We start from the raw sequence: 26229 nt of genomic DNA, 5'->3' as shown, positions 1-26229 counted from the left end.
CTCGCCACTGCCCATAACGGTACAATCAACGGATCGCGAAGGATGGTTGAATCGATGTCCGCACCCATCATGGCCACCAAATTTTATATCCCTGCGTCTCGGCCGCAGGCGGTTCTTCGTCCACGATTGACCGAAAGGCTCAGCAAAGGTTTGTACCGCAAGTTTACCCTCATTTCCGCCCCCGCCGGCTATGGAAAAACGACTTTGGTTTGTGAATGGCTCCGTCACTGCGACCGGCCGGCCGCATGGCTGTCGTTAGACGAAGGAGACAGCGAACTTATCCGCTTTTTAACCTGTATGATCTCGGCGCTGCAGACAATTGAGGCAAATATGGGGGCAGGGGTGCTCGCAGCATTTCAAACGCCGCAACTGCCGCCGATTGAGCTGCTCCTGACGGCGCTGCTTAATGAAATCGCGGCTGTCCCGACACCTTTTATACTTGTGCTTGACGATTATCACGCGGTAAATTCGAAACCGGTCGACGATGCCGTGTTCTACCTTCTGGACCATCTTCCCGCCCAGATGCACCTTGTCATGACGACCCGCGAGGATCCGCGTATTCCGCTGGCTCGATTGCGGGCTCGGGATCAAATGACCGAAATACGAGTAGCCGACATGAGATTTACTCTCTCCGAATCCGGACACTTTTTGAACCGCATGATGGGCCTTGAGCTGTCCACGGATACAATCGCTTCGCTGGAATCGCGCACGGAAGGCTGGGTTGCGGGGTTGCAATTGGCTGCCATTTCCATTCAAGGAGATCGCGATGCCGATCGGCTCCTACCGTCTTTCACCGGCAACCATCATTTCGTCCTGGATTATCTGGTAGAAGAGGTTCTGCAGCGGCAACCCGAAGCGGTTCAAACCTTTTTGCTGCAGACATCGATCCTTGACCGGCTGTGCGGCCCTCTTTGCGATGGGGTTGTGCTCGATCCCGCAGTTTCCGGCCAGACAACGTTAATCGATCTTGAGCGGAGGAATGTATTCGTCATCCCCTTGGACAACGAACGACGGTGGTATCGCTATCACCATTTGTTTGCCGATCTGCTCCGCAAAAGGCTGCAAACAATCGTAGACGGAAGCGATATCGCGGAATTGCATAAACGGGCAAGCGACTGGTATGAAAACCATGAATTCGAAGAGGAAGCGTTTCGCCATGCCGTAGCGTCCAATGACATCGATCGGGCCGCACGTCTGCTGGAGGGGAAAGGAATCCCGTTGCATCTTCGCGGGGCTGCAGGCATCTCGCTGAATTGGCTGGCAACATTGCCTGTCGCGGAACTGGATGCCAGACCGGCTCTGTGGGTGATGTATGGTTCAGCCTTGCTGATTGCAGGCAAGCTGACGGGTGTTGAACACAAGCTGCAAGCGGCAGAGGCGGCACTGTCGGGCGCTGTACAGGACGTCCGCGTCAAGGATTTGATCGGATTAATCGCCGCGACCCGGGCCACATTGGCATCCTTGGTTTTGACTAGCCATCCTGACGGTGCGGAGCGAAACCTGCAGATTGCCGAAGCAGGCATGCAAAACGGAGAGCTTGACGACAAGACGGAAGAACTTGTCGGACTGATTGCCCCTGCAAGCGATGCGGAAGCAAGCGGAAATCAGGAAATCGAGAAGGTTATCGTCCAGTCGCGGCGTGCGCTCGCGTATTTGCGACCGGAGAATATTCCCGTTCGGACAGCCGCCGCCTGGATGCTGGGCGTTGCTTGTCAGCGCCGCGGAGATTATGCCGCCGCTCGCGAGGCCTATAACGAAGTCATATCGAATTCCCTGATGGTGGGGCATCCACTGATGGCTGTAATGGCCATGATTGGACAAGGTCAAATCGACGAAGCGGAAGATCGAACCGGTTCGGCGGCGGATTGTTACCAAGCGGCTCTTCGTCTGGGCGGCGATCTGCCGCTTCCCGCTCTCCGCGAAGCGCAATTCGGTTTGGAACGTGTGCGCAATCGCGAAAAGAAAGGCAGCTTGGTCGAACCGCTAAGCCAGCGGGAAATCGAGTTGCTTGCGCTCATCGCCAAGGGGCTCTCGAACAGGGAAATCGGGGAGAAGCTCTTTCTGGCGTTGGACACGGTCAAAGGCCACAATCGCAGGATTTTTGAAAAGCTCCAGGTGCAAAGACGCACGGAAGCGATCGCCCGTGCCAGAGAGTGGAATCTGTTCCCGAACACCCGCAAACCACACTAAAGTGTCTACAGCCCCCACTCCTTCTCGCGCTATACTGCCTTATAAAGTAGCCGAAGGGAGATCGACATGGATAAATTTCCAAGAGTGGCAGGGGCGCTGTTTCTGGTATCGACGGGAGCATACATGTTCGGAAACGGACTTCTGGATCCGATGCTAAGTCGCGCGGATTTTCTCGCCAACCTGTATCCGGACCGAACAACGGTGTTTTCGGGAACGTTGCTGGTGTTGATTAACGCTATGGCGGTGGCGGCGATTGCCATGCTGCTGTTCCCCATTCTTAAGAAGCATAACGAAGCGTTTGCGCTGGGGTACTTTGGATCCCGGATCATGGAGTCGGCCTTACTTACGATAAGCGCAATCATCCCGCTTGTCCTGATCACACTTGGCAAAAATTATATCTCCGCTGGTGCCGCCCAAGATTCATTTTACGAAATGACCGGAAAGTTGCTGCTTGAAGCGCATGCTTTACTCTTTCAAATGAGCATGATCGTGCTGAGTTTGGGCAGTTTGTTGCTTTGTCACGTCCTTTATCGATCAAGGCTGGTTCCACGATTTTTGTCGATCATCGGGTTTATCGGATATTCGGCATTGTTGGCAAACAGTTGTCTGGCAATCCTCGGCCGGGAAATCGGCTCTGTTCTGTACGTGCCGGGTGCCATATTCGAGATTATGTTTCCGGTATGGATTATTGTGAAGGGGTTTAATTTCCAACATAGGAGTCGAGACTAGTAACACCTGTCTATGGAGGTGTTACCAGGATGACGGTTGTTTGTCCATCATGCAATAAGGAAGTAAAAATTAAAAAAAACGGGAACGGCAGATGCGCATGCGGAGCCCATATTAAAGTGTTGAATGATTTTATATAGCCTAATACTACTATGCTTCTATATACAAAAATAGCGACATTTTTTAAATTAGAACTAGACATTTCACTTGTTACGTGTAATTATTCTCCATATAGTGAGAAATGAGGTGTCTAGGGTTGAGATACATTTACAAACTATACCAGGAACAATCCCTCAGTAAATTTAATGAAATATTCCAACAGAGGTTTCATTTTGATTCGACCGTTCATTTAGGATTGAATATAAAACCATTGAGTCAACCTCATACGTATGAGCTATATTACGTACCGACAAATGAAATGTTGAAGATGGCAAGTAAAATTCACGTTGTTTCCGATGCGTTTCATCATACGTTCAATAAACTTCCAACCGTTGCTCAGAATCAATTTATTAATGAGTGTTTAGTTGAAGAACTATATCATACCAATCAATTAGAGGGAATAAGAAGTACCAGGGAAGAAATAGCGAAAAGTACAAAAGAATTAAAGTTAAATAGAAAAGCGAAAACAAGATTCGATAGCATGATCAAGTCTTACATGAGCCTGCTGGGGGATGAGATTGAATTACCCAAGAAGCCGGAAGATCTAAGGAAGATTTATGACGATATTACAAATGGGGAGATCGATCCGGAGAAGCTTCCTGATGGGGAAGTATTCCGAAAAGACGCCACGTATGTATTAAAAAAATCGGATACGGGCAAGATCATTCATCAAGGAGTAACGCCAGAAAGGGAAGTCCTTGAGTTCGCCAAGCAGTTGTTAACCTTTATGAACGATCCTGACGAGATCCCCCCGTTAATTAAGGTGGCAGTCGGCCATTATTATTTTGGATATATTCATCCCTTCTACGATGGAAACGGAAGAACCTCCAGATTTATTAGCAGTTTATATTTAACCAAGACGTTGGGTGACATCTCCTCATTATCGTTATCCAGGGGATGCAATAAATATAAACATAAATACTTGGAAGCCTTTGATTTTACCAATAGTATCAAGACCAGAGGAGAAATGAATTTTTTTATTGAAACTTTTTTGGCTAATATTTTAGAGGCGCTTGTTGAAATGAATGCCGAGTTAAAAGAAAAAAGCGAGTTGCTGGGTATTGCAGCAAACAAGTTGAAAAATGAACCAATACTAGTTGGTAGGGAAGACTTTTATAGAGACGTACTGTTTATCCTGGCGCAAAATCACTTCTTTGATTCCAATAGCGGACTTACGATTAAAGAACTGTCAACCATTCTTGATAAATCGGGAGCGACGATCAGAAAAATAGTGAAGGAGTTGCTGGATCTCTCATTAATTAACCAGAAGGGTGAAAGACCGGCATATTTCTATATGCAACAAAATTATTTTGAGATCTAGCCACACGGGACAATATTAAATTGTTCATCTACGGCTCGCCCTGGGAAGCGGGCTTTTTTTCGTGATGTTATACTTTGTTTATCGTTTGTCGCGAATTTGGCAACAGTGGGACTTTACAATGGAAAGGTGGGATTTGGAGCTAATAATAAGGTTGGGGTGGAGCCGTTTATGAAGATTCGCAAGAGCTGGTGGGCGCTGGTCATTGTCGCTTTCGGAGTGATGCTTCCGTTCGCGGTTCCGTACTTCTAGATGAATCCGGACGACAGCCGCATGAGCATTGTGCCGGGTACGGCGCAGTATTCGGTGTTGGTCGCGCATATTGCGTTTGCTTTTGTGGCGATGGCGACGGGTTTTCTGCAATTTGTCGATCGTTTGTGCGTTCAACGTCCCGCCATGCACCGCATGGTCGGCCGGGTATACGTCGGCGCTGTGTTCGTTAGTGGGCTGCTCGCATTTCTGCTGATTTTCTATATCGCGGATTACGGCAGAGCGTTGTCATTTCTCGTGTTGGCGTTGGCGTGGCTGTGGACCTGTTGGAAAGGCTACCGAGCGGCTGTACGGGGAAAATATGACGAACATCGCGCCTGGATGATTCGCAGCTTCGGCATCACGCTTGTGGCGGTGAGCGCGCGGCTGCTGGTGCCGGTCTTGTTGATCACGTATCTGGCTCTGCACGGGTTTTCCCTGCCGGACGGAAGAGAAGGAATGGTGGAGCAGGTATTGAATGTCAACGTATGGGCGGGAATTGTCGTGGATGTGATGATCGTGGAGTGGGTGGTGCTGCGAAAGAATAAATAAGTCGAGGGCGCAAGTAAGCGGCGAGTCATCCCGAACGAACGGGACGGCTCTTCCAATGCTGACCGCGGCATCGGTTTTTGTTACAATAGGGAAACAAGGGAAGTGATTAGGGAATGGGACGGAAACAAGCGTACACGCAAGCGGAACTGCTCGACACGACGAAACGGCTGCTGCTGGAACACGGCTATGACGGCTTTCATCTGAAGCTGCTGTCCCGACACTTGCACGGAGCACGGAGCACCATTTATCAGTATTACAGCAATAAAGAACAAATTGTCGCGGCCTGCATGAAGCGCGTCATGATGAACATGCTGGACAGCGCGTCCCTGGTAGACGAATCGGATTGCATGAAGGCGCTGGAGCAGATTCTGCACATCTATATCCAGGAATCCGCGTTGCATCGGCTTCTTGGGGATATGCACAAAATCAATACGGTGGCGGCCTCGTCCGCGGCGGAAGATCTGGCGTTCGTGGAGCAGTCGCATGTCACGCTGAAAGACCAGCTCAGCCGCTTGTTCGCCCGTGCGCAGCAGCAAGGCGCGCTTCGCAGGGATGTTCCGCTTCCCATTCTGATCGGCGTCTTCTTTAATCTCATCAACACGCCCAATATGCTGAGCATTCCGACCGCACAGTGGAGCAAGCATTTATTCGACGTCTGGCTGAATGGCGCACGAGAATAAGGCTGCTTTTTTCCGCTTTATTTGACACGGTTGTCATTTAAGTGGTTTAATAGGGGAAGCGCACGCTGCGCAGCGTGGACAGATATCAAATTCGACACGAGTGTCAATTAATTCGCAAGGGGAGGGAAAGGAATGTTTTTGGCGATCAGGGAACTTATGCATAATAAAACAAGGTTCCTCATGCTGGCGATCATTTTCGTGCTGATTTCTTGGCTGGTCTTCATCTTATCCGGATTGGGAAACGGCCTGGCTTCGCTTGCCGCTTCCACGATCAAGCATATGAAGGTCGAATACGTCGTCTTCGAACAAGGCTCGCAGTCTTCGTTGAGCAAATCGCTGCTGTCGGAGCAGCTGGTTGACGCGGCTGCGCGGCAGCCGAACGTCAAAGCCGCCGCGCCGCTCGGCGCCACGATGGCGACTGCGCTCAAGGGTCAGAGCGAGAAGGATGAGGATAAGCTCGACATTGCCATTATCGGGATCGTTCCCGGCAGTTTTTTGGAGCCAAAGGTTGTCGAAGGGGGAGGACTGTCCGGCGATAAGCCAACCGGTGTGCTGGTCAATATTTCGATGAAGGACGAAGGGTTCGCGATTGGCGATACGTTCAAGCTGGACGGGTCTACGGAGTCGCTTACTATTGTCGGGTATGTGAAGGGAGAAACGTATAACCACGTTGCTTCCGTGTTTACTCCGATCGAGGAATGGCGCAAAATCGCATACGCCGCCCCGGGATCGGACAACGGCGTTGCGAAGCCGATAAATGCGGTGATGCTGCAAGGGGAAGGTATTCATCCGCGCGAATTGAACGAGAAGCTGCCGAACACGAATACGGTTGATCGCAAGGCGGCCATTCAAGGAATGCCGGGGTATAAGGAAGAGAGCGGCTCCATTACGATGATGCTCGCCTTCCTGCTGACCATCTCCGCCTTCGTGCTTGGCGTGTTCTTCTACGTGCTGACGCTGCAGAAGTCGAATCAGTTCGGCATCATGAAGGCGATCGGGGCGAGAAACGGGTTTTTGGCGAAAGCGATCGTTTCCCAGGTGCTGCTGCTTTCCGTCGGAAGCATCATCATTGGCGTTCTCCTGACGTATGCGGCGGCAGCCGTGTTGCCTCGAGCGATGCCGTTTATTCTGAGCACGAAGCTGGTCGTGATTTATGCCATCGTGCTGGTTATTATTGCATTGCTCAGTTCGCTCGTATCGGTTCGGAAAATAACGAATGTGGATCCGCTCAAGGCGCTGGGGAGGGTGGAGTAATGACGACAGGATTGCACATGAGCAACGTGACGAAATATTATGCGGAAGGAAGCAACAGAATTGCCGCTCTGGATCAAGTGTCCATTACAGTAAGCCCCGGGGAGTTCGTCGCTGTCGTGGGACCTTCCGGCTCCGGAAAAAGCACGTTCCTGTCGGTTGCAGGCGCGCTGCTGAAAGCTTCCGAGGGGGAAGTGAAGCTGAGCGGGCAAGAGCTCTCGAGGCTCTCCGACCGGGAGCTATCCACGATCCGCCTGAACGAGATCGGCTTTATTATGCAGTCGTCCAACCTCGTTCCTTATTTGAACGTGCTGGATCAGCTATTGGTCGTGAAGCGGATGTCGGGAAGAGTGAAAGCGGCGGATAAAGAGGCGGCGAAGAAGCTGTTGGAGGAATTGGGGCTTGGCGGGAAGCTGAAGAGTTTCCCCGAGGCGCTGTCCGGAGGAGAGAAACAACGGACGGCGATCGCTCGCGCGTTGATCAACGATCCGAACGTCATTTTGGCGGACGAGCCGACGGCCAGCCTGGATACGAAACGCGCGCACGAAGTCGTGAGCTTGATCGCGCAAGAGGTGAAATCGCGGAAAAAAGCGGCGATCATGGTCACCCACGACGAGCGGATGCTGGAGTACTGCGATAAGGTTTACCGGATGGAAGACGGCAAATTAACGGCCGTTTCGCCCGGTTAAGCGAGACAAGATCTTTTCAAGAGTAGTTCTCCATCATTTGATGCAAATAATTCCGAAACTCTTCCACGTAGGTTTGGGGCCCTATGATGGTAAGATTGGTGCCAAAGGACAACAAAAATTGGAATCCCGTACTGTTTCGCGGGACATCGACGGTTGCCAGAAAAAACTCGTCATTATAGAGTTCAATACTCTTTCGACCGAACCTTTCCATGAATTGATCTTTGACGCCAGGCGATATCAATGCTCGAATCGTGACGAGTTGCGGTTGATAACGCGCTTGGCGTTCTTGTTCCGGCCAATCGTCTCTCGGGTGGAACGTCTGTTCATCCATCCTGAGATGATCGATCCGGGATAATTTAAACGTTCGATATCCCTGACGATGCAAACAGTATCCGATCAAGTACCAGCTCGTTTCGCTATAATGAAGCTCATAAGGCTCGACCGCTCTGTTCGTCTTCGCGCCGTTTTTATCCAAATAGTCGAAGGAAACGAGCTTCCTTTTTCCTATGGATTCGTGACATGTCATTAAGGCGGCAATAATCTCGGACCGACCCTCCCAATCGTAGAACGACAAATGAATCGAGCGTTTCAGAGGCAATGGGCCGACCATTGCTTCTATTTTTTTGATCGTCCTTTCCACTTCCTCGCTCATGAGAATTTGCCCCAGGCCGCCGAGCGCAGTCAGTATATTTTCCAGGTCGGAGTTGCTCAATAGACGTTTATCCACCTTGTATTCATGCAAGATGCCGTAGCCGCCATTCACTCCATTGACGGAATAGATCGGAATATTGGATAAACCCAGCGTTTCCATATCGCGAAGGATCGTCCTTTTGGAAACGTGGAATAATTGCGCGAATTCTCTTGTTGGAACGACTTCTTTTTTCAGCAAAATCATGATAATCGATATGAGCCGCTCAACCTTGTCCATATTCGCCCTCTTCTTTTTTACTTGATCGCCGAATGGTGACAGCTAGTTGTCATCATTATTCCATTATACTACATATATCTCAAAAAGGAGGTTTGTATGATGGCGGCTATTGCCTATTTAAACTTTGAAGGGATTGCAGAACAAGCGATTGCATTTTACGCGGAGGCTTTGCATGCGACTGAAGTGAAGAAGGTTACATTCAGGGATTTCCCGCAGGATCCGAACTACCCGCTGCCGGAAAATGAGTTGGATTTGATCATGGAGTCTTCGATCGCATTCGCGGGCGGGAAAATCATGATGTCGGATCTTCTGCCTTCCATGAAGCGGGCAACAGGCGAGTTGGCGAAAGGAAACAACGTATGGATTAGTCTGGTCCTCGAGGATAAATCGGAATTGGAAGCTTGCTTCAATCAATTGTCTGTTGGGGGGCATGTGATCATGCCGTTGTCCGAAACTCCGTGGTCTTCCTGCTTCGGCATGCTGGTGGATAAATTCGGGGTGTGCTGGAAATTTAATCGTGATGCGGATAAGTTTCTTGACCAAATGATTGCCGCCAATAGAAAGCGGGAATGACAGGTTCAAGCACGGCAGGTCTGAAGCGAGGGCACCCCACGGGGCGCCCTTTGCTGTGTGGGAGTCTACGAAGTCGCCTCCGCCTGTTTCTCCTTCAACTCCGCCAGCAGCGCGTGGAGCTGTTCGGTGGCAAGCCCGTGCAGCACGAGACGGAAGCCGGCGCGCAAGGTCGTCAGCGGCACCATCGGATGCTTGTTGTTGATGAGCGCGAGACGGTCGTTGCTGCCGATAATTTTCGAAGCGAGAATCCCGATGGTTTCGTCCAGCTGCAAGGAGTTGGTCGCCCGCCAGAAATCCTTGTCCGTCAGGAACAACTGATAGACCGGGGTGAACAGCTCGATCGCCGTCGTCAAGTCCAGGAAGTTCGTCCAGCGGGCGGGCATCGGCTCGATCGGAATCCGGCTGGTGGTAATCGCCGCGAGGTTGAGCGGGTGCTGCCGGGTGACTTCCACCTGTTTCGCCTGCAGCTCGCGGTTGAGCGCAATGATGAAGTTATACAAATTCAAATCGTGGATCAGGAACAGATCGTCCTTCACCGGCTCCAGGTTCGTCGGTTTCAGCGGATTCAGCGGCACTTCCACGCCGGGGATATTGTCCCGGATAAACTGCAGGATTTCCGATCCGAGATAGAAGTGGCGCAAAATCATGCTGTTCGCTTCCGGGCTGACGAACGTGCGCATGCCCCGGTACAGGACGCGATGCAGCAGGCGCGACGAGGTGAACGCTTTGGGGAAGACGATCTTGTAGAGCTGAAACAGGATGATGAACAGTCTGGAAAAAGGCCGCAGCACCGGCAGCAGAAACTGCCGGGACCGGCTGGAGCAATCCTTCAGGTAAGTCGCCTTGGCCTCCGGGTTGAAGGGGATGCCCCGATCCAGGTAGACGGCCAAAAACGGGTCCGGGTCGTTCCGGTCATGCGGCATTTGTTCGTAATAGTCGGCTACGCGTTTGCTCATACGTTCCCCAACTCCTCCAATTGCAGCAGATACAGCCTTGCCGTCGTTTTGGCCGTTTTGACAATGCGGTCGGCGATGCTTGCGGTCAGCATCGGATGCTGAATGCCGGCTTCCAGCCTTTCAAAATGCTTCTCGTCCGAATCGCTATGGTAAAGCAGGAAGGCTACCTGCTCGTCGTTCAGGCCGAGTTGGTCGCGGATCATTTCGCCCCAGTAGCGCGCCATTCGGCACCCGAGCCCTTCAATAATCCACATGGCCCCCATCAGATCGAACGGATTTTCCCGGCTGGCCCGCTGGAACAAATAGGCGGACAGCGCTTCGCTGCCGATATTTTTTTCGCCGGACTGGATGTCGGCCAGCTTGCCGCCAACCGATACGTAGTTGCGCTCCAGGATTTGAAAATCGCGGTGCTCATCCCGGGCATGAGAGATAAACAGGGAGCGCAGCTCGATATGCTCGATAGCGATGTAGGAAGCGGCGCGCGCAATCCATTGCGAGCCGTCGATCACCTGCTGGCGAATGTTCTCCATCAGTAGCTTGTAATCCTCCAGGGTGAACTTGCCCTGGTACAGCTTGCGAATGATCGGCGTCTGGCCGAGCCGCTGCTCGAAATCGATCCACACGTTCACCAACTGGCGGATCAGCTGCTGCTGAACGGGATTGGAAGTGTCGTAAGCGAGGTCGGGCGCTTCCGGTTGACGTTCGACGGCGGCGATCCGCCGCGGCGCGGAGCGCTCCTCCGAACCGACAACAGTCAGCAGCATAAACGACGTTTGGAAACGGCCGCTCTCCGGCACCATGCACAACACTTGTTCGCCGGGCTTCAAGCAGCCGTTGTGAAACAGCTCCTCCAGCATAATGTAAATCGACGCCGCGCCGGTGTTGCCTTTTGTGTAGAGGTTGGTGAACCATTTGTCCGCCGGGATGGTCATCCCGCCGAGCTGCATAAGCCGGAATATCTCATCGCGGAAAAAATGGGAGGAATAGTGGCACACCATCCAATCAATCTGCTCGGGATTTACTTTGCCTTCCTCAACCAGCTCGAAAAACCGTTTGACGCCGACTTTCGGCATCTCGTTGACCAGTCGAATGTCCTGCTTCAGGTTGACGGCCCCGCAGTCGGCGGCTTCGTGAATCGAAGCGTAATCCAGCCAACTGGCGACTCCTTCGCGGTTGGCCCGTTTGTCCGTGCCGGCATACATGCAGACATCGTACAGATGAGCGTATGACTTGTTGTCGATCCACTCGATGCGCAGCGACAGTCCGCGATCGCTCGGGGCGGGCTGCAGCACGGCGGCGCCTGCGCCATCGGACAGCATGAACCGCAGAAAGTCGGTGTCGAACGGAATCGCCTGGTTCATGAACGCCGCTTGCGCTTCGAAGCGGGTATGCTTGAAGACGCGGCTCGGGAACTCGCTGGCGCAAGCGATTGCCGCCTGATGTTGGCCGGACGCCACCTGCAGGAAGGCGTTCTTCATCGCCTGCATGCCGCTTCCGCACACGCCGTGATGCGTGGCGATTTCCAGCTCGGGCAGCCCGCTTTCGGCATGGACCATGCTGGCGAAGCCGGGAACGAGCAAGTCGCCTTGCGTCGTGCCGGCAGCGAGAAAGCCGATTTGGCCGGAAAGCTCCTCCTCGCACCGTCCGAGCGCTTCGCGGATGGCCAGAGCGGCCATTTCCGCGTTGGTGTATAAACTGTTCTGCGTTTTATCGATCGCATAATGACGGTAACGAATGCGGTTCTGTTCGAGGATGCGCCGCATCGATTTGGACGGTTTGCCGCCGATTCGGCCCAGATAGTGTTCGATTTCGTCATTGCCGACAGGCGGGCCGGGCAAAAAGGCGCCGATACTCGTGATATAAACGGGATTCATCTCGTACCCTCCTGATCCGGTTTCCGGATGGACGCGCTCATCAACCGGTACCCTTATCGTAACGGAGAGAAACGGTTGTTCCTAGTACTATTTTCGACTGGTACCTGTCGTCATCGCCAGCTCAAGCCGAGGGAATGGGGAAATAGGCCGTCGACACAAAATAGCCAGCGATTTCGCTGGCTATTCGCGTCAATCAACCCGGATTCGAGGCATTCGGTGGAAATAACCAGTGTTTTCACTGGTTATTTCCGCCGATATGAGTGAAATGAGGCAAATAAGCCAGTTTTCATGGCTTATTTTGCCATGCCGACAAGCGCAATTCTCACACCAAACCGCCATACCTTCCCGGGTCGATCGGCGTATCGTCCAGGAACAGGTCCGGCTCGACGCGCAGCATTGCGCTGAGCAGTGTTGTCATCTGTGCCGCATCGCATACGCGCGTCTCCGCGTGGCCGAAGCGGCCGAGACGCATGACGCTCTTCCGCTGCAGCAGCTCGTCCACTTTGCCGTAATGCTCCCATACCGGCGTCGTATGACCGCGCACCGGCGCAGCAATCCTTGCGCCATCGGGCGCAATCGTGTACAGCTGCTTCGGCTCGTCCGCCAGCCGGTTCGGGATATCCGCCCACTCCTCGATGCCGTGAATGAACGTATTGCGCGTCAGGTCGACGCCGATCAGCAGGATCGTCGCCTGACGGTCGAGCAGCCGGCCCCAGGCGGAGCCGCGCGCGCAAGGCGTCGGGAAACGTTCGTCACCGGCGACGAACGACTCCGCGTCGCGCCCGAGCGCGGCGACGGAATGGGTCGGATGCCACGAGCGAAACACGCCCGGACGCTTGCGGAAGCGTTCGGTCAGCAAACCCACGCATGTCAGCGAATCCGCCACGCGGAACTCGGCGCCGTCCTTGTTCACGTAAGCCCACGTATGCGTCGGAAGCACGAGCAGGCCATCCCGCATATAGTCGGCGAGCGCATCGAGCACCGCATCCGGACCGCCGCAGGCAGGGCCGATGCTCTTCATCGAGGAATGCACCAGCAGCGTCCCCGCCCGGTCGATCGCCAGCCGCTTCAAGTCCTGCAGCAGCGTTTCCTTCGTGATGGACTCGGCGCTGCGATGTTCTTCAGCCATGCGAGATCGGCCTCCCCTTATACAGCAACGAATTTCAGCAACATGACCGCATGCTGCGGAATCAACAGCGACATCCGGCCTGACGCGATCGGCGGCAAGGGCTCCGGCTGCAGGTTGCGCTCCCGATCGAGCACATACAGCTCGCCGCGCAGTCCCGTTGCAAGCCCGTTCAACGCCAGTTCGTACATGCGCGTCCCGGTGCCGTAGTTGCTGATGAGCACGGCCGCTTCTCCGTCGTCATTGACGGCGGCGCAGCAGTACAGTCCCTGCGCTCCTTCGCACGGCGCCGCCTCGACGCGATGCGGAAATTGCGCCAGCCGGTTGAACGCGTCGAAGGCGTAGTATGCTTTTTGCGGAACGCCATAGTAGTCGAACAGCCCGCAGAACAGCGCATGCGGCTGCGCATCGTAGTAGTTCGCCTGATCGACCGGACACTCCTGCAGCATCGTCAGAACGGCCGCGGCGAAGGAAGCGCCTTCGACCCCTTTGCTCCGCTCGAACATCTCTTTCCGCATATATTCGCTGCCCGGCTCGAAAATAACCGACCACAGGCTGCTGTCCATATAATTCCACTCGTCAAAAACGCTTTCCGTCGCAGCAAAGCCAAACGCATCCAACTGGTGGCGAACGTACGAAGCCATCTGGCGAATGCGCTCCGGATCGATCGTATACACATGCCACGAAAAAAAATCCAGCGGCAGTTGGCGGTCCCGGCACATCTGCAAGAAAGCCTGCGCCAGCTCCGAATCGGCGGCTGCAGCCGCCGGCCCGCCCACCTTCAAGGCAGGATCAAGCTGCTTGATGGCCCGCGCCGTTACGCGGTACAGCTCGAAATACTGCTCCATCGTGCCGGACCACATACGCGCGTTCGAAACATCCGGTTCGTTCCAGACTTCCCAATACGCGATGTTATAGTGAAAGCCGTCCGCCCAGCCGAAATTGTAGTGGCGGATAATGCCGACACAGATTTGCGCCCATCGCTCGAAATCGGCCGGCGGGTGCACGTAATATTTGTGCGGCGTATGTTCGATGCTTTCGCCCAGGCGAAACAGGATTTGTGCGCCAGTGGCAAGTATTTTCCCGATATAGGTATCCGAACGCGTGAAATCGTAGCTGTCCGGGTCCGCCGGGTCCTTCGCGAAATCGGGGAAAATCGTATGGATATCGACCTCCCAGGCATGCGGCCAATTCGGATCGTGCAAGCGGACCAGCGGGAACTGCGCCTGCTTGTAGTAATGCGATACGTCTACCAGCGCGCCGTACCCTTCGGGCCCGTTGTTTACGCCATGCAGACGTTTCAGCGGGCCGATGCGGCTGTCAAAATGAACGGTAATATCGGTCACGGGATCCCACCCACCTATGGTTGAATTGATTCTGTCCATAACGAGGCGATTGCCTCGAGCGTATGCTCGACCAGCAATTGCCCGCCCTCCGGGCCGACCAGTCCGCTGAACAACTGGGTGCTGTACCCGCCGGAGGCTACCGCATCCGCCGTCGGCAAGTAGCCGCCGGCATCGCAGGTCAGCTGCGAGACGAGCGTCATCCGCGCCGCACTGCGCGCCTTGATCTGCAGGCCGTACGCGGTGAACAACTCGAACGGGTTCGTCGCCAGCGCCGCCTCGCCGATCCGCAGCGCATGCATTTCGAAGGTATAGAACTTCGAGCGCTTCAACTGCCGATAGCGGTTCACAACACTCCAATACTGGAAAATATCGCTCTGCCGATCAAAGCCGAGGGAGTCGAAATAGGCATTCGGTTCCTCGTGCGATTCGTAGATGCGGCGGAACCGCTCCCACTCCTGCGCCGCGAATTCCGCTTCCGACTTGAGCGCCATGCGCAGCGGCAATTCCACGCTCCTGACCGCATGCCGGAAAACAGGAGCGTCGTCCATCTGCCGCCGTGCCTGCTCCAGCGCCTCCTCCATGGCGCCGACCAGCCTGCGCGCGGCCGTCAGCAGCTGCTCGTCGATGCTCGGCCGGCCGTGCTTGAACCGGACCAGATCGCGCGGGGACTGGTCGCCGGCCGCGCCGATCATGCCCAGCACGCGAACGCCGGCACCCCATTTTTCCGCGACCAGCTCGCGTACTTCATGCAGGAAGTCGGCGGACACACGCGTATCGTTTTCATTGATCTGCGCGGTGCAGGCGACGTTCGCGACGATGCCCGTCAGCTCGCGCGCCTCGTTCCAGGTGTAGAGCAGCTCCACGCGGTGATCCTCCGGACCGTCGAAGCTCTGAAAGTGATCGTTATCCAGGTGCCCGTACATGCGGGCGGTGCCATCGTCGTACCGCACCCTGCGGTTGAACCCGATGGCCGCGTACCCTTCTCCGCGCCCGACCGCGCCGGGACGACGACTGCGCCACGCCTCGGCAATCGCTTCGGCGATGCGTCCGATCGCGAAGCTTGTATATTCCGCTGGCGTCATGACACCTGACGGCTCGCGCTTCGTGAACAGCGGGACCCATTCCGACGAGTCGTAAGTGAATGGCCCCGTGTGCGTATGCGTCGCATTCAGGATGACCGCGTCAGGGTCGAGCTCCGGCACCAGCTGCCGGACGCGTCCGCGCACCCCGACCTGCACATGTTTCTGGATGGCGATCAAATCGCAGCCGACCAGCACCGCCTGTGTGCCGTCCGCTCCTTCCATCGCCAGCGCGGTTGCCATAATCGGGTCGCGAGCCTCCGCAGCGATCCGCTCATGATACTGTCCAACCAGCGCAACAGGCTTGTCCGGCGTTATATTCGCCATGCCCCATCCGATCTTCATCGCGGTTGCCTCCTTGTTGACTGTCCTTCAAGCGCCAATTTCACCGTCTTGCTTGCCGTGCGGCCTGCTTCCGCGCGGCTTTGTGCTACAATGGACAATAACCAACCCATGTCCCGGAGGTACACCATGCTTGACTTGCCGCACGAAACCAGAGCGATGTGGCTGCATCGTCCGACCCCGCTGGAGAAGCTGTGGGGCATCTGGCCCCTCAGCATGGGGCTGACGATTACCAAGCCGACCTACCGGATGGCTTCGCCTGCCGTTTCCGGCTACGGGCTTGTTTATATCGACGGGGGAGTCGCTCATTTTACCGATAGCAAGGGCCGCGAGCGGCTGCTCGGCAAAAATACGCTCTTCTGCCTCATCCCCGGCGTCATGCACCAGTACAGCCATGCGGAGGCCGAACAGCCGCTGCGCATGTACTGGATTGCCTTCAACGGCAAGCAGTCGCTCCAGATGCTCCATCGCATCGGCTTCTCGGAGGACAACCCCTTCATCGCCGGTTGGGACGAGTCCCGGCTGCTGCCGATCTGGCAATCGATGGAGCAGGTGTTTGCCTCCGAGGAGACGACCGACCGGCTGAGCTTCGTGCTGCTGCTGATCCGCTGGTTCGACGAGCTGCTGGAGCAAGCGCGGCAGCGCGGCTACGAGCAGCTCCCGAGCACGGATCTGCTGCTCGGCAGCATCGAGTTTATGAATCACCACTTTGCCAGCGGCATTCGCATTCAGGATGTCGCGAAGCACGCCGGCATGACCCGATCCCACTACACCAAAGTATTCACGGAGCGAATGGGCTGTTCGCCGAAAGCCTACCTGCAGCGGCTGCGCATGGAGAAGGCGATGCAGTACCTGAAGGAAACACGCTTCTCGCTCGCGGAAATCGCACTGGCGATCTCCTATCCCGATGCGTACGCCTTCAGTCGGGCGTTCAGCCAGTACTACGGGTATCCCCCTTCCCGCATTCGGAGCACGGATTGAAACCGTTTGCCGCCGGTTAAACCCATCTTAGCAACGGCTCATGCAAGGAACAATGGAATTATGTCGCGGGATTGGGATGGCATTTTGTGCGGTTGTCTACTCCTTTCGGTCAATAGATGAGGAGTGCGGTTCCTTGTATAGTAAAAAGGACGTTCCTGTCGAACGACTGATGAAGCGAGCTGTTTCGCTCGACTGCGCAAGGAGGATTCAGACAACATGAGAAAGATCGTCTTGCTGGTATTGGCAGGTTTGCTTGGGGCCGGCTCTTGGTTGGGGACGTATCCTGCAACTGTACAAGCCGCAGACCCCTATTCATTTTCCGCTGGACACGGTTTGCCGGGGGATCCTTATGTGGTGCTGACGGCTGAGGATATGGATCATGTGCGGGATGAACTTGGCGCGGACTACATACTGGGGGCGGATATCGATTTATCCGGCTATGCCGCCGGATCGGGATGGCAGCCGATCGGCACGTACGACGCCACACCTGCACTGAGCCATCCGTTTACGGGCACCTTTGATGGCAACCAGTTTACCATTACAGGGCTGTTCATCAATTTGCCAAGCGATCGGATCGGTTTATTCGGTTTTGTGGAAGATGCGGTTCTCAGAAATATTCGCTTGGAGAATGTAAATGTTACGGGAGCGGGTGGTGTTGGCGGACTTGCAGGTCTGGCACGCAGTACCAAGATTACCAATAGCTCGGTGTCCGGTTCGTTAAATGCGACCAGTAATGATGTCGGGGGATTGGTAGGGTATATGGCGCGTGCCGGCGCCGGTATTCAAGATAGCTATAGCGCAGCAGATGTCACAGGCAATACTGGCGTCGGTGGTCTGGTGGGTATGGTCGATGCCAGTACTGACGGGATCGAGCGAAGTTACGCATCCGGGAATGTGAGTGGGGTAATGAATGTGGGCGGTTTAATCGGATCCAGCTATGGCCCCATTCTCAACAGTTATGCAGCGGGAAATGTACATGCTTCCGGCACTTCTGGCGAACGTGCCGGGGGGATAGCGGCGTATTTGCAAGGCAATCTCTTTAACAGCTTTCAAACGGGGACTGTGACGGGCTCATTGCTGGCCAGCCTGGTATATCGGCGTGATGGCGGGAGTATCGCGAATTCCTTTTATAACACGAGTTCGTCGGCCTGGCCTGCTGTGCGAAACGGAGATCCCGGCTCGGGTTACCTGGGCTTGTCGGATGCCGATATGAAGAAGGCATCGAAGTACGGAGCAGGCTTGGACTTCGCTGCGATTTGGGGGATTCAAGAAAACCTTTCCTATCCGTATCTGCGCCATTTCAAACCGATTGTTCGGTTGGATGTTACGGCCACGACATACGGCTCCATTAACCCGCTGACCGTGAGCGGTTCCGTGATTGACGGCAGTATGGGGGAGCCTGTCCAGGTTACCTATGAAATACGGGACAGTTCCAATCAATTAATAGTCACCGATACACAGCCGTTTGCTGCCGCCACGGGGGTTAATCAAAGGTACAGCTTCGAAGAGACATTGGATAACGCAAGGTTTCCGGAAGGTGCCGTTTACACCGTAAAAGTGATGGCAAGGGATGATGAGGGGCATGATGCGCCGGTAAGATCGGCCACTTTCATTGCCGACTATACTCCGCCGGTCATCACGCTGGATGGAGCAAACCCGATGGTTGTGGAGCGGGGAGATCCCTATGTCGAACCAGGCGCTACGGCGTTGGACGCCATTGATGGCGACGTGACGGGAAAAATGACGATAAGCGGAGCGGTGGATACGAATCGGGTCGGCAGCTATACCCGCACCTATGAGGTAGTGGATGGGGCGGGAAATCGGGCAACAGAGGTTCGTACCGTCAATGTCGTCGATACGGTTGCGCCTGTGATTGCGCTTAACGGCGCGAACCCGATACAGATAACGGCGGGAAGCGCGTTTGTTGATCCTTGGGCAACGGCCCAGGACGCGGTCGATGGCGACTTGACGGTGCGAATCTCCGTAAGCGGGACAGTGGATGCGAACCAGGCGGGCAGCTACTCGCTCACCTACAACGTTCAGGACAACTCCGGCAATGCCGCCGCGAGCGTGGTTCGGACTGTTATTGTCGTCCGTTCGGACAGCGATGACGGCGACAGCGGCGGCAGCCCGCCGATCGTTCAACAGCGATCGGGCAACGCCGAACTGGCTCAGCTCACGCTGCGTATGGGAGGCACCGAACAGGAGCTGACGCCGGCATTCGCCCCTGGCATAACCGAATATGCGATGGAGACCGATGCCGCGCAGGTGGAGCTTCAGTTGGCCGTGGCCGATCCGAAGGCGAAGGTGAAGCTGCAGAATGAGCCTGTAGGCGACACCACCCGCATTCCGTTGATCGAGGGAACACAGACGATCGAAATGACGGTGCAGGCGGAAGACGGCACCGTGAAGGTTTACAGGCTGACGATTACGCGTCGCGCCGTCGATAACAACGAAAGCGTGCCTTCGCCTGCTTCACCTCCTGCTTGTCCGTTTACCGATATCGAGGGCCACTGGGCAGAGGCGGATATATGCGAAGCAGCCGGCTTGAAGATCGTGGAGGGCGTAAGCGCGAACCTGTTTGTTCCCGACCAGGCCGTAACGCGGGCCGAGTTTGCCGTTATGCTGCTGCGGACACTGCAAATCCCAATCGTTCCGCAATCGGACATCAACCCTTTCACCGATAGCGGGAGCATCCCCGAGTGGGCGCAATCGGCCATTTACACAGGGGCAGTTGCAGGGGTGCTCCAAGGGTATCCGGATGGAACCTTTCAGCCGCAGCGGCAAATCAATCGGGCGGAAATGGCTACGATGCTGGCAAGAGCGATGAAGTGGGAGACGAATGGCGAATCGGATCTGCCTTACTCCGATGGCGCCAACATTCCGGTCTGGGCGCAAGATTATGTAAAAGCCGTTCATGCGAACGGGCTGGTGCAAGGTCGGGAGAACAACCAATTCGTACCGAACGGAATGACGACCAGAGCGGAAGCGGCCGTAGTGATGCTGCGGCTCTCGAAGCTGCGGGATCATCCCCCGCAGGATCTGTAAGCCACCCGCCAGTTGTCTGCCATCCAATTCACCTATATAATGGGACACATTCCCGTTATATAGGTTTTTTGTGTGGAAAGGCGGAACCGCTGATGAAAGTGCTGATCGTGGATGATGAGCCGGCCATGCTGCTCGCTTTGAAGCGCATGCTGTCCGGAATCGACGGCGTCGAATTGGTCGGAAGCTTCCGAAGCGCGGCAGAGACATTGGACTTCGTTCGGAGGGGGAACGTCGATCTTGCCATACTGGACATCATGATCGCCGCGGATGACGGATTGGCGTTGGCCCGCAGCTTGCGTTCGATTCGGGCCGAGCTTGACATCGTGTTTACCACCTCCCATGCCGAATTTGCCCTGCCCGCTTACGATGTTTATCCGCTGGACTATATCGTAAAGCCGATTTCCGCCGTGAGGCTGGCCCAGTCGATCGCCAGAGCGGTTAACAGACGCAGTTCATCTTCCGCTCCCGAACAGCCTGCAGCAAATGAAGAAGCGTTGAGCACGCCGCTGACATCGCGGGAGAAAGACGTGCTCCGCGGCATTGCCGCCGGATGGTCGAACGAAGAAATCGCCGAACAGCTCCAAATCAGCTTGAGCACTGTCAAGGTTCATACCAGGCACGTATTCGCCAAGCTCGAGGTGCATAATCGCGTGAGCGCCGTTACCCGGGCGCAGCGCCTTTCCCTGCTTGATGAAGACGGCACCGGGCAGCAGTAAGGATATATTTTGGGCGGAGGTCACGGTATGGCCTACACAATCGCAATTTGCGACGATGAGCAGGTGGAGCTCCACTATTTGACCAAGCTCGTTAACCAATGGGCGTCAATCAACAAGCACGTCGCGATTACGGAATCTTTCGCATCCGCGGAAGCCTTTCTATTCCGATATGCCGAAAACAAGGGCTATGACATCCTGCTGCTCGACATCGAGATGGGGGCCATGAACGGCGTGGAGCTGGCGAAGGAGATTCGCCGCGCCAACGAATCGATGCAGATCGTGTTTATTACCGGCTTTCCCGATTATATCGCCCAGGGATACGAGGTTACGGCCCTGCATTATCTCATGAAGCCGGTGAGCGAGGCGAAGTTGTTCGCCGTGCTGGACAAGGCGTGCAAACAGCTGAACAAATCCGAACGGGCCATCTTGCTGGACATTGGCGGGGAATGCGTCCGGATTTCGGTAAACGCGATCCTCTGCGTCGAGGCTTTTGCCCATTCCGTGGCAATTACGACGACAGCAGGGCAATACGTTGCGAAACAGTCCATCAGCGAGATCCAGAGCCTGCTGGGAGAAGGATTTATTCGCTGCCATCGCTCCTATCTCGTCGGGCTGAAGTATATCAAGCGGATGGGCAAAACCGATATCATTCTCGATAACGATGCCGCAATTCCGCTGTCGCGCCGCTTGTATCACGAGGCGAATCAAGCATTTATCCGTTTTTATAAGGTGGAATAAGGATGGGGCTTGTCCATTTTCTGTTCGGTCGAATGATGGACCGCCGTATTTCCGCTTATCAGAACGACCTCATCGCCCAGCATTACGACGAGGTGCAGCATATATACAAACAGATGCGCGGATGGCGGCACGATTATCACAATCACATTCAGACGCTGAAGGCGCACCTTGCGCTCGGTCAGCTAGCGGAGCTTGACGACTATCTAAGCCAGCTCGATACGGACCTGGCCGCCGTCGATACGGTAATCCAGACCGGCAATATCATGATTGACGCGATCCTGAACAGCAAGCTTTCGCTGATGGCATCCAAGAGCATAGGCGTCAATGCCAAGGCGACCGTCCCGGGCAAGCTGCAGATTTCCGAAATCGACCTGTGCATCATCATCGGGAATTTGCTCGATAACGCGATGGAGGCGTGCCTGAGGCAAACGGACCGATCCGAACGGTTTATCCGCGTCTATATCGGGATTTTAAAAGAGCAATTGTATATCTCCGTATCGAATTCGGTCGGTGAAGAATTGATCAGGAGCGACAAGACCTTCCTCTCCACGAAAAACAGGCCCGATCACGGCTTCGGTCTCATGAGGGTCGATCGAATCGCGGCTAAATATAACGGATACGTCAATCGTCAGCACGAAGATAGGGTGTTCGCCACGGAAATTTTGCTTCCGCTGTAACCGTTCGTGTACCGATTACGACCGTTCGTGCAAACACGAACGGCGATGCCCGCGTTAATGCTACCCTATCGTCAGGGAGGTGCGGCGGATGAACACTACCGAAAAAAAGAAGCCGTTATATTCGTTGCCGAGTAATATCCTGTTTTTGCTCCGAAAGTCGTGGCAGATGGACAAACCGTTGTTTTTCGCCATGTTGGCCCGGATCCCCGTTGTTGTGTTGCTCCCGTTGTTGGCAACTTTCTTATCGAAATATGTGGTGGAGCTTGTATCGAACGGGTCCTCCGCCGGAACCTTGATTGCCTATGTGTTGGGTATTTCCGCCGTGATTTTGTCGCTGCACCTGTTGAATACCTTCGTCAGCACAAAAATCCAGTGGAGAGCTTATGGCAACCGGTTTCTATACATCCATTTGTCGATTCGCAAAGTCATGGACACCGATTACGAAAACGTCGAAAGCCCGGACGGGCAAACCAAGATGCAGAAAGCAATCAACTCCATCGGCGGCGATAACTCCGGAACGCAGCAAATTTTTACCCAGCTTGTGAATATTGGCTCCAATGCGATCGGTCTTCTCACCTACTCCGCCCTGATTATTTCGCTCAGCCCATGGATTGTGCTGATTCTGATCGGCATGACGTTAGCCAGCTATTACGTGAATAAAGCCAACAACGATTGGGTGCATCGGAACAAGGATCAATGGGTGCCGATCGAACGGAAGCTGAAGTACATCGCCAATAAGGTGGGAGATTTTGAAGTTGCCAAGGATATGCGCCTTTACGGCATGTCCGACTGGTTTCGGCATGTGTTTGCGAAGCTGCTTGCCGATCGAATCGCCTGGAGCAAAAAAACCGAAACGCGCGGTTTTGCCGTGGACGTCTGGGCGGCTGTCGCGAATGTAATCAGAGACGGTGCCGCTTACGGGTTTTTGCTTTATCAAATCACACAGAACGGGGTTACCGCTGCGGAGTTTGTGTTTTATTTTGCGCTGATTTCCCAGTTCTCGGGCTGGCTGCTCGGGATCATCGACTCCTACAATACGCTGCAGGCGACAAGCCTCTCCTTTTGCGATTTGCGCGAGTTTCTGGATTTGCCCGACCGGTTCAACCGCGGCCAAGGCGCGAAGCTGCCAACCGGTGCGCCCGAAATCGTGTTCGAGCAAGTCTCCTTCCGCTATCCGCAGAGCGACAAGACGACCCTGAAGCGCCTGAGTTTCACCATAAAGCCGGGTGAAAAAATCGCGTTGGTCGGGCTTAACGGCGCCGGGAAAACGACGCTGGTCAAGCTGTTATGCGGCTTGTATCATCCGACCGAAGGGACGATCCGGGTAGGGGATGCTGCGATAATCGATTACAACCGTGACGACTATTATACGATGCTGTCTGTCGTCTTTCAGGATATCCACTTGCTGCCGACTTCGATTGCGAAAAATATCGCCCTCTGTGAAGAACGGCAGATCGGCAGACAGCGGCTTGAACATGTGCTGGAGCTCTCGGGGCTTTACGATAAGGTGCAAAGTCTGCCGGAGCGGGAAAACACCTTGCTGCTCAAAAGTGTTCATGACGATGCAACGGATCTATCCGGTGGAGAGAAACAAAAGCTTGCGCTTGCAAGAGCGCTGTACAAGGGCGGCAATATCATCGTTCTCGACGAACCAACCGCCGCGCTTGATCCGATTGCGGAGCAGGAGATGTATGAGAAATACAATCAATTGACGGCGGACGCCACCTCGATATTCATCTCCCATCGATTATCCAGCACGCGCTTTTGCGACAGGATCCTGTTTCTGGAGAATGGGGAAGTGATCGAAGAAGGCACCCATCACGAGCTCATGATGCTCGGAGGCAAATATGCCGAACTGTTCCATCTCCAAAGCTATTACTACAAGGAGGTTGTGGGGGGATGAGGCGCTTCATCGACGATATGCTCTACATTCTGAAAGGGGTAAAAGAAATCAGCCGCATTCGGCCCTGGCTGCTTACTCATCTGGTCATTCGGGGAATGTTTGAGGCGGTTGCGCCTTTTATCAACATCTATATGTCGGCGCTGATTATCGACGGAATTGCAGAAGGGAAACCGTTGCGGCTTCTAATCGAATACGCTTCCATTACCATCTCGTTAAACTTGGCGGTTGTTCTGCTTGCACGATTGGTATCCAGATCCAGTCAGGTTCTGAAGGATGAGCTTGCCCATCGGTATGAAATGATTTTGAGTCGGAAAATCATGGATCTGGATTACGAAAGCGTCGAAAATCCGGAAACCCACCGTTTGAAAGCGAAGTTTAACGAGATGCGCAATATGAACAGCGGGGGAATCTGGCTGCTGATGAATTCGTTCCAAGCGCTGATGAAAAGCTTCTTTACGATTGCCCTCTCGGTTGCGCTGACCTTCTCGTTATTTACGTTAAACGGCGGCGACGGGGTTGCGGGGATTTACCGCTTTGTGGCATCGCCGATTTTTTCGCTCATTTTGGGAATAGGTATTCTTGCGAATGTTATGGTAAGCATGTATGCCAATGCCACCGTGACCACAAAAATGCACCAGCTTCAGAACGGGATTATCCCGTTGAACCGGATTTTCGGCTATTATCTTAACAACTATATCTCCACCTATCACGCGGGCAAAGATATTCGCATCTACAACCAGAAAGGCTTGATCGACAGCGAATGGATGGCGATGTTCTACGGCGCTCATGCCACGTTGAACAAGCTGTCCAACCAACAAATGAAGTATTACAGCATGGCCACGATCTCCACAATCGCGATTACTACTTTGATCTACCTGTTCGTCGGGTTAAAGGCGTTGGCGGGGTTGTTCGGTGTCGGCGCGATTGTCCAATATGTCGGGAGTATCAATGAGTTCACCGGCGCGTTTACGAATTTCATGAACCAGCTTGCCAAGCTTCGCGCCAATAATGAGAATATGAAGCTTTATTTCGAATTTCTCGGGATTCCCTCACGAATGTATCAGGGGACGCTCCCCGTCGAGAAACGGGCGTTGTGTCAGGGCGGCGACAACGATTACGAAATCGAGTTCCGCAATGTTTCGTTTCAATATCCGTCCTCTGAATCCCATTCGCTGCGCAACGTATCGTTAACGTTTAAAGTCGGCGGACGGCTTGCGGTTGTCGGGATGAACGGAAGCGGCAAGACGACCTTCATCAAGCTGCTCTGCCGCCTGTACGATCCTACCGAAGGGGAAATTTTACTCAACGGCATCGACATTAAGAAGTACAATTACAGTGAATATATGTCGATCTTTTCGGTTGTTTTTCAGGATTTCAAGCTGTTTTCATTCGGCTTGGGTCAGAATGTCGCTGTCCAGGCGGCTTATGACAAGGCCAAGGTGGAGGCGTGTCTGGAGGAAGCGGGCTTCGGCGCGAGATACCGCGAGATGCCGGATGGAGCCGAAACTTGCCTTTACCAGGATTTTGATGAAAAAGGGGTGGAAATCTCGGGAGGAGAGGCGCAAAAAATTGCGCTGGCCCGCGCGCTTTACAAGGATGCGCCGTTTATTATTCTGGACGAACCGACCGCTGCGCTCGACCCGGTTGCCGAGTTCGACATTTACTCGAAATTCAACGGCATCGTCGGCAACAAAACCGCCATCTACATCTCGCACCGCCTGTCCAGCTGCCGCTTCTGCGACGATATTGCCGTGTTTCACGAAGGCCGGCTGATCCAGAGAGGCAGCCATGACGATCTTGTCTCCGATGAGCGCGGCAAGTACCACGAGCTTTGGCACGCACAAGCGAAGTATTATGCGGGGGCTTCCGGTTAGGGAAGGGCGTGTTGACGGCACCTTTATTATACAGTCAATTGTACTCTAACAGATGAGGAATTCGTCTAACCATTTTTTAACATTTAAGATGACAAATTAACAAATTGATGCTGAAGCAGGGAGTGTGGAGTTAGGACCATACCAAAAAACAGCGGAAACCCTTCACAAGAAGGGTTTTTTGATTGAAAATAGAAGTTGTACCGCATAGGTTTTTTGAGAATAATTAAAGCGCATACAACGAAGATGCTCCGAAA

21 protein-coding genes are annotated in these 26229 nt (G+C 54.2%); 15 read left to right on the top strand and 6 right to left on the bottom strand.

The window, feature by feature from the left end; genetic code table 11:
- Positions 1-54: 54 nt before the first annotated feature.
- The 7 genes from EXY20_RS40000 (at position 55) to EXY20_RS23410 (ending at position 7814) form a co-directional block, all read left to right on the top strand.
- The gene (locus tag EXY20_RS40000) at positions 55-2190 is read left to right on the top strand and encodes a LuxR C-terminal-related transcriptional regulator (protein WP_235886163.1); all 2136 of its coding nucleotides are present in this window, start codon (positions 55-57) and stop codon (positions 2188-2190) included.
- A gap of 66 nt (positions 2191-2256) precedes the next feature.
- Complete coding sequence (locus EXY20_RS23435; protein ID WP_135554552.1) at positions 2257-2919, top strand: DUF4386 domain-containing protein; 663 nt, start codon at positions 2257-2259, stop codon at positions 2917-2919.
- Positions 2920-3343: 424 nt separating this feature from the next.
- On the top strand, positions 3344-4396 hold the full coding sequence (locus EXY20_RS23430; protein WP_167859462.1) for a Fic family protein: 1053 nt from the start codon (positions 3344-3346) through the stop codon (positions 4394-4396).
- Positions 4397-4666: 270 nt separating this feature from the next.
- Positions 4667-5194 carry a DUF2306 domain-containing protein gene (locus tag EXY20_RS23425; protein ID WP_235886162.1) on the top strand — a complete coding sequence of 176 codons (528 nt, stop codon included), beginning with the start codon at positions 4667-4669 and terminating at the stop codon, positions 5192-5194.
- Between the two features lie 113 nt (positions 5195-5307).
- Positions 5308-5874, top strand: coding sequence for a TetR/AcrR family transcriptional regulator (locus tag EXY20_RS23420; RefSeq protein WP_135554550.1), 567 nt, complete (start codon positions 5308-5310; stop codon positions 5872-5874).
- A 132-nt stretch (positions 5875-6006) separates the two neighbouring features.
- Positions 6007-7128, top strand: a complete 1122-nt coding sequence (locus tag EXY20_RS23415; protein ID WP_135554549.1) for an ABC transporter permease — start codon at positions 6007-6009, stop codon at positions 7126-7128.
- Positions 7128-7814 carry an ABC transporter ATP-binding protein gene (locus EXY20_RS23410; protein WP_135554548.1) on the top strand — a complete coding sequence of 229 codons (687 nt, stop codon included), beginning with the start codon at positions 7128-7130 and terminating at the stop codon, positions 7812-7814. The genes EXY20_RS23415 and EXY20_RS23410 overlap by 1 nt, the downstream gene beginning before the upstream one ends.
- Before the next feature lie 16 nt (positions 7815-7830).
- Here EXY20_RS23410 and EXY20_RS23405 read toward each other — a convergent pair whose 3' ends face one another.
- A complete protein-coding gene (locus EXY20_RS23405; RefSeq protein WP_135554547.1) occupies positions 7831-8742 on the bottom strand; it encodes a helix-turn-helix transcriptional regulator in 912 nt (303 codons plus the stop codon).
- Positions 8743-8841: 99 nt separating this feature from the next.
- Here EXY20_RS23405 and EXY20_RS23400 point away from each other — a divergent pair, with 99 nt between their 5' ends.
- Positions 8842-9315: a VOC family protein gene (locus EXY20_RS23400; RefSeq protein ID WP_135554632.1), complete on the top strand. Its 474-nt coding sequence runs from the start codon at positions 8842-8844 to the stop codon at positions 9313-9315.
- Positions 9316-9380: 65 nt separating this feature from the next.
- Here the strand turns inward: EXY20_RS23400 and EXY20_RS23395 are convergent, their stop codons facing one another.
- The 5 genes from EXY20_RS23395 to EXY20_RS23375 all read right to left on the bottom strand — a co-directional run bounded on the left by EXY20_RS23395 (position 9381) and on the right by EXY20_RS23375 (position 16041).
- The gene (locus tag EXY20_RS23395) at positions 9381-10271 is read right to left on the bottom strand and encodes a DUF6999 family protein (protein ID WP_135554546.1); all 891 of its coding nucleotides are present in this window, start codon (positions 10269-10271) and stop codon (positions 9381-9383) included.
- Entirely contained in the window at positions 10268-12145 is a 1878-nt protein-coding gene (locus tag EXY20_RS23390; RefSeq protein ID WP_135554545.1) for a 3-oxoacyl-[acyl-carrier-protein] synthase III C-terminal domain-containing protein, read from the bottom strand. Before EXY20_RS23390 ends, EXY20_RS23395 begins: the two co-directional genes overlap by 4 nt.
- A 322-nt stretch (positions 12146-12467) precedes the next feature.
- Positions 12468-13274: an AAC(3) family N-acetyltransferase gene (locus EXY20_RS23385; protein WP_135554544.1), complete on the bottom strand. Its 807-nt coding sequence runs from the start codon at positions 13272-13274 to the stop codon at positions 12468-12470.
- A gap of 17 nt (positions 13275-13291) precedes the next feature.
- Positions 13292-14617: a GH39 family glycosyl hydrolase gene (locus EXY20_RS23380; protein ID WP_167859461.1), complete on the bottom strand. Its 1326-nt coding sequence runs from the start codon at positions 14615-14617 to the stop codon at positions 13292-13294.
- A 14-nt stretch (positions 14618-14631) separates the two neighbouring features.
- Positions 14632-16041 carry a gas vesicle protein GvpG gene (locus tag EXY20_RS23375; RefSeq protein WP_167859460.1) on the bottom strand — a complete coding sequence of 470 codons (1410 nt, stop codon included), beginning with the start codon at positions 16039-16041 and terminating at the stop codon, positions 14632-14634.
- A 126-nt stretch (positions 16042-16167) separates the two neighbouring features.
- Here EXY20_RS23375 and EXY20_RS23370 point away from each other — a divergent pair, with 126 nt between their 5' ends.
- From EXY20_RS23370 to EXY20_RS23340, 7 genes are all read left to right on the top strand, one after another.
- The gene (locus EXY20_RS23370; RefSeq protein ID WP_167859459.1) at positions 16168-17019 is read left to right on the top strand and encodes a helix-turn-helix transcriptional regulator; all 852 of its coding nucleotides are present in this window, start codon (positions 16168-16170) and stop codon (positions 17017-17019) included.
- A gap of 216 nt (positions 17020-17235) precedes the next feature.
- Complete coding sequence (locus tag EXY20_RS23365) at positions 17236-20067, top strand: immunoglobulin-like domain-containing protein (RefSeq protein ID WP_135554540.1); 2832 nt, start codon at positions 17236-17238, stop codon at positions 20065-20067.
- Positions 20068-20159: 92 nt separating this feature from the next.
- Positions 20160-20783 carry a response regulator transcription factor gene (locus EXY20_RS23360; protein WP_135554539.1) on the top strand — a complete coding sequence of 208 codons (624 nt, stop codon included), beginning with the start codon at positions 20160-20162 and terminating at the stop codon, positions 20781-20783.
- Between the two features lie 27 nt (positions 20784-20810).
- A complete protein-coding gene (locus EXY20_RS23355; RefSeq protein WP_135554538.1) occupies positions 20811-21521 on the top strand; it encodes a LytR/AlgR family response regulator transcription factor in 711 nt (236 codons plus the stop codon).
- A 2-nt stretch (positions 21522-21523) separates the two neighbouring features.
- On the top strand, positions 21524-22198 hold the full coding sequence (locus EXY20_RS23350) for a sensor histidine kinase (RefSeq protein ID WP_135554537.1): 675 nt from the start codon (positions 21524-21526) through the stop codon (positions 22196-22198).
- Between the two features lie 88 nt (positions 22199-22286).
- Positions 22287-24101, top strand: a complete 1815-nt coding sequence (locus EXY20_RS23345) for an ABC transporter ATP-binding protein (protein WP_135554536.1) — start codon at positions 22287-22289, stop codon at positions 24099-24101.
- Positions 24098-25975: an ABC transporter ATP-binding protein gene (locus EXY20_RS23340; protein ID WP_135554535.1), complete on the top strand. Its 1878-nt coding sequence runs from the start codon at positions 24098-24100 to the stop codon at positions 25973-25975. The genes EXY20_RS23345 and EXY20_RS23340 overlap by 4 nt, the downstream gene beginning before the upstream one ends.
- Positions 25976-26229 lie beyond the last annotated feature (254 nt).

The sequence above is a fragment of the Paenibacillus cymbidii genome (assembly GCF_004764705.1).
GTDB classification, from domain to species: domain Bacteria; phylum Bacillota; class Bacilli; order Paenibacillales; family NBRC-103111; genus Paenibacillus_AN; species Paenibacillus_AN cymbidii.
This window is presented reverse-complemented; position numbering and strand designations above follow the sequence as displayed.

What these genes read in the sequence shown, in the direction of transcription:
- EXY20_RS40000 (WP_235886163.1), top strand. Translation starts at nt 55, where the DNA reads ATGTCCGCACCCATCATGGCCACCAAATTTTATATCCCTGCGTCTCGG.
- EXY20_RS23435 (WP_135554552.1), top strand. Translation starts at nt 2,257, where the DNA reads ATGGATAAATTTCCAAGAGTGGCAGGGGCGCTGTTTCTGGTATCGACG.
- EXY20_RS23430 (WP_167859462.1), top strand. Translation starts at nt 3,344, where the DNA reads ATGGCAAGTAAAATTCACGTTGTTTCCGATGCGTTTCATCATACGTTC.
- EXY20_RS23425 (WP_235886162.1), top strand. Translation starts at nt 4,667, where the DNA reads ATGAGCATTGTGCCGGGTACGGCGCAGTATTCGGTGTTGGTCGCGCAT.
- EXY20_RS23420 (WP_135554550.1), top strand. Translation starts at nt 5,308, where the DNA reads ATGGGACGGAAACAAGCGTACACGCAAGCGGAACTGCTCGACACGACG.
- EXY20_RS23415 (WP_135554549.1), top strand. Translation starts at nt 6,007, where the DNA reads ATGTTTTTGGCGATCAGGGAACTTATGCATAATAAAACAAGGTTCCTC.
- EXY20_RS23410 (WP_135554548.1), top strand. Translation starts at nt 7,128, where the DNA reads ATGACGACAGGATTGCACATGAGCAACGTGACGAAATATTATGCGGAA.
- EXY20_RS23405 (WP_135554547.1), bottom strand. Translation starts at nt 8,742, where the DNA reads ATGGACAAGGTTGAGCGGCTCATATCGATTATCATGATTTTGCTGAAA.
- EXY20_RS23400 (WP_135554632.1), top strand. Translation starts at nt 8,842, where the DNA reads ATGGCGGCTATTGCCTATTTAAACTTTGAAGGGATTGCAGAACAAGCG.
- EXY20_RS23395 (WP_135554546.1), bottom strand. Translation starts at nt 10,271, where the DNA reads ATGAGCAAACGCGTAGCCGACTATTACGAACAAATGCCGCATGACCGG.
- EXY20_RS23390 (WP_135554545.1), bottom strand. Translation starts at nt 12,145, where the DNA reads ATGAATCCCGTTTATATCACGAGTATCGGCGCCTTTTTGCCCGGCCCG.
- EXY20_RS23385 (WP_135554544.1), bottom strand. Translation starts at nt 13,274, where the DNA reads ATGGCTGAAGAACATCGCAGCGCCGAGTCCATCACGAAGGAAACGCTG.
- EXY20_RS23375 (WP_167859460.1), bottom strand. Translation starts at nt 16,041, where the DNA reads ATGAAGATCGGATGGGGCATGGCGAATATAACGCCGGACAAGCCTGTT.
- EXY20_RS23370 (WP_167859459.1), top strand. Translation starts at nt 16,168, where the DNA reads ATGCTTGACTTGCCGCACGAAACCAGAGCGATGTGGCTGCATCGTCCG.
- EXY20_RS23365 (WP_135554540.1), top strand. Translation starts at nt 17,236, where the DNA reads ATGAGAAAGATCGTCTTGCTGGTATTGGCAGGTTTGCTTGGGGCCGGC.
- EXY20_RS23360 (WP_135554539.1), top strand. Translation starts at nt 20,160, where the DNA reads ATGAAAGTGCTGATCGTGGATGATGAGCCGGCCATGCTGCTCGCTTTG.
- EXY20_RS23355 (WP_135554538.1), top strand. Translation starts at nt 20,811, where the DNA reads ATGGCCTACACAATCGCAATTTGCGACGATGAGCAGGTGGAGCTCCAC.
- EXY20_RS23350 (WP_135554537.1), top strand. Translation starts at nt 21,524, where the DNA reads ATGGGGCTTGTCCATTTTCTGTTCGGTCGAATGATGGACCGCCGTATT.
- EXY20_RS23345 (WP_135554536.1), top strand. Translation starts at nt 22,287, where the DNA reads ATGAACACTACCGAAAAAAAGAAGCCGTTATATTCGTTGCCGAGTAAT.
- EXY20_RS23340 (WP_135554535.1), top strand. Translation starts at nt 24,098, where the DNA reads ATGAGGCGCTTCATCGACGATATGCTCTACATTCTGAAAGGGGTAAAA.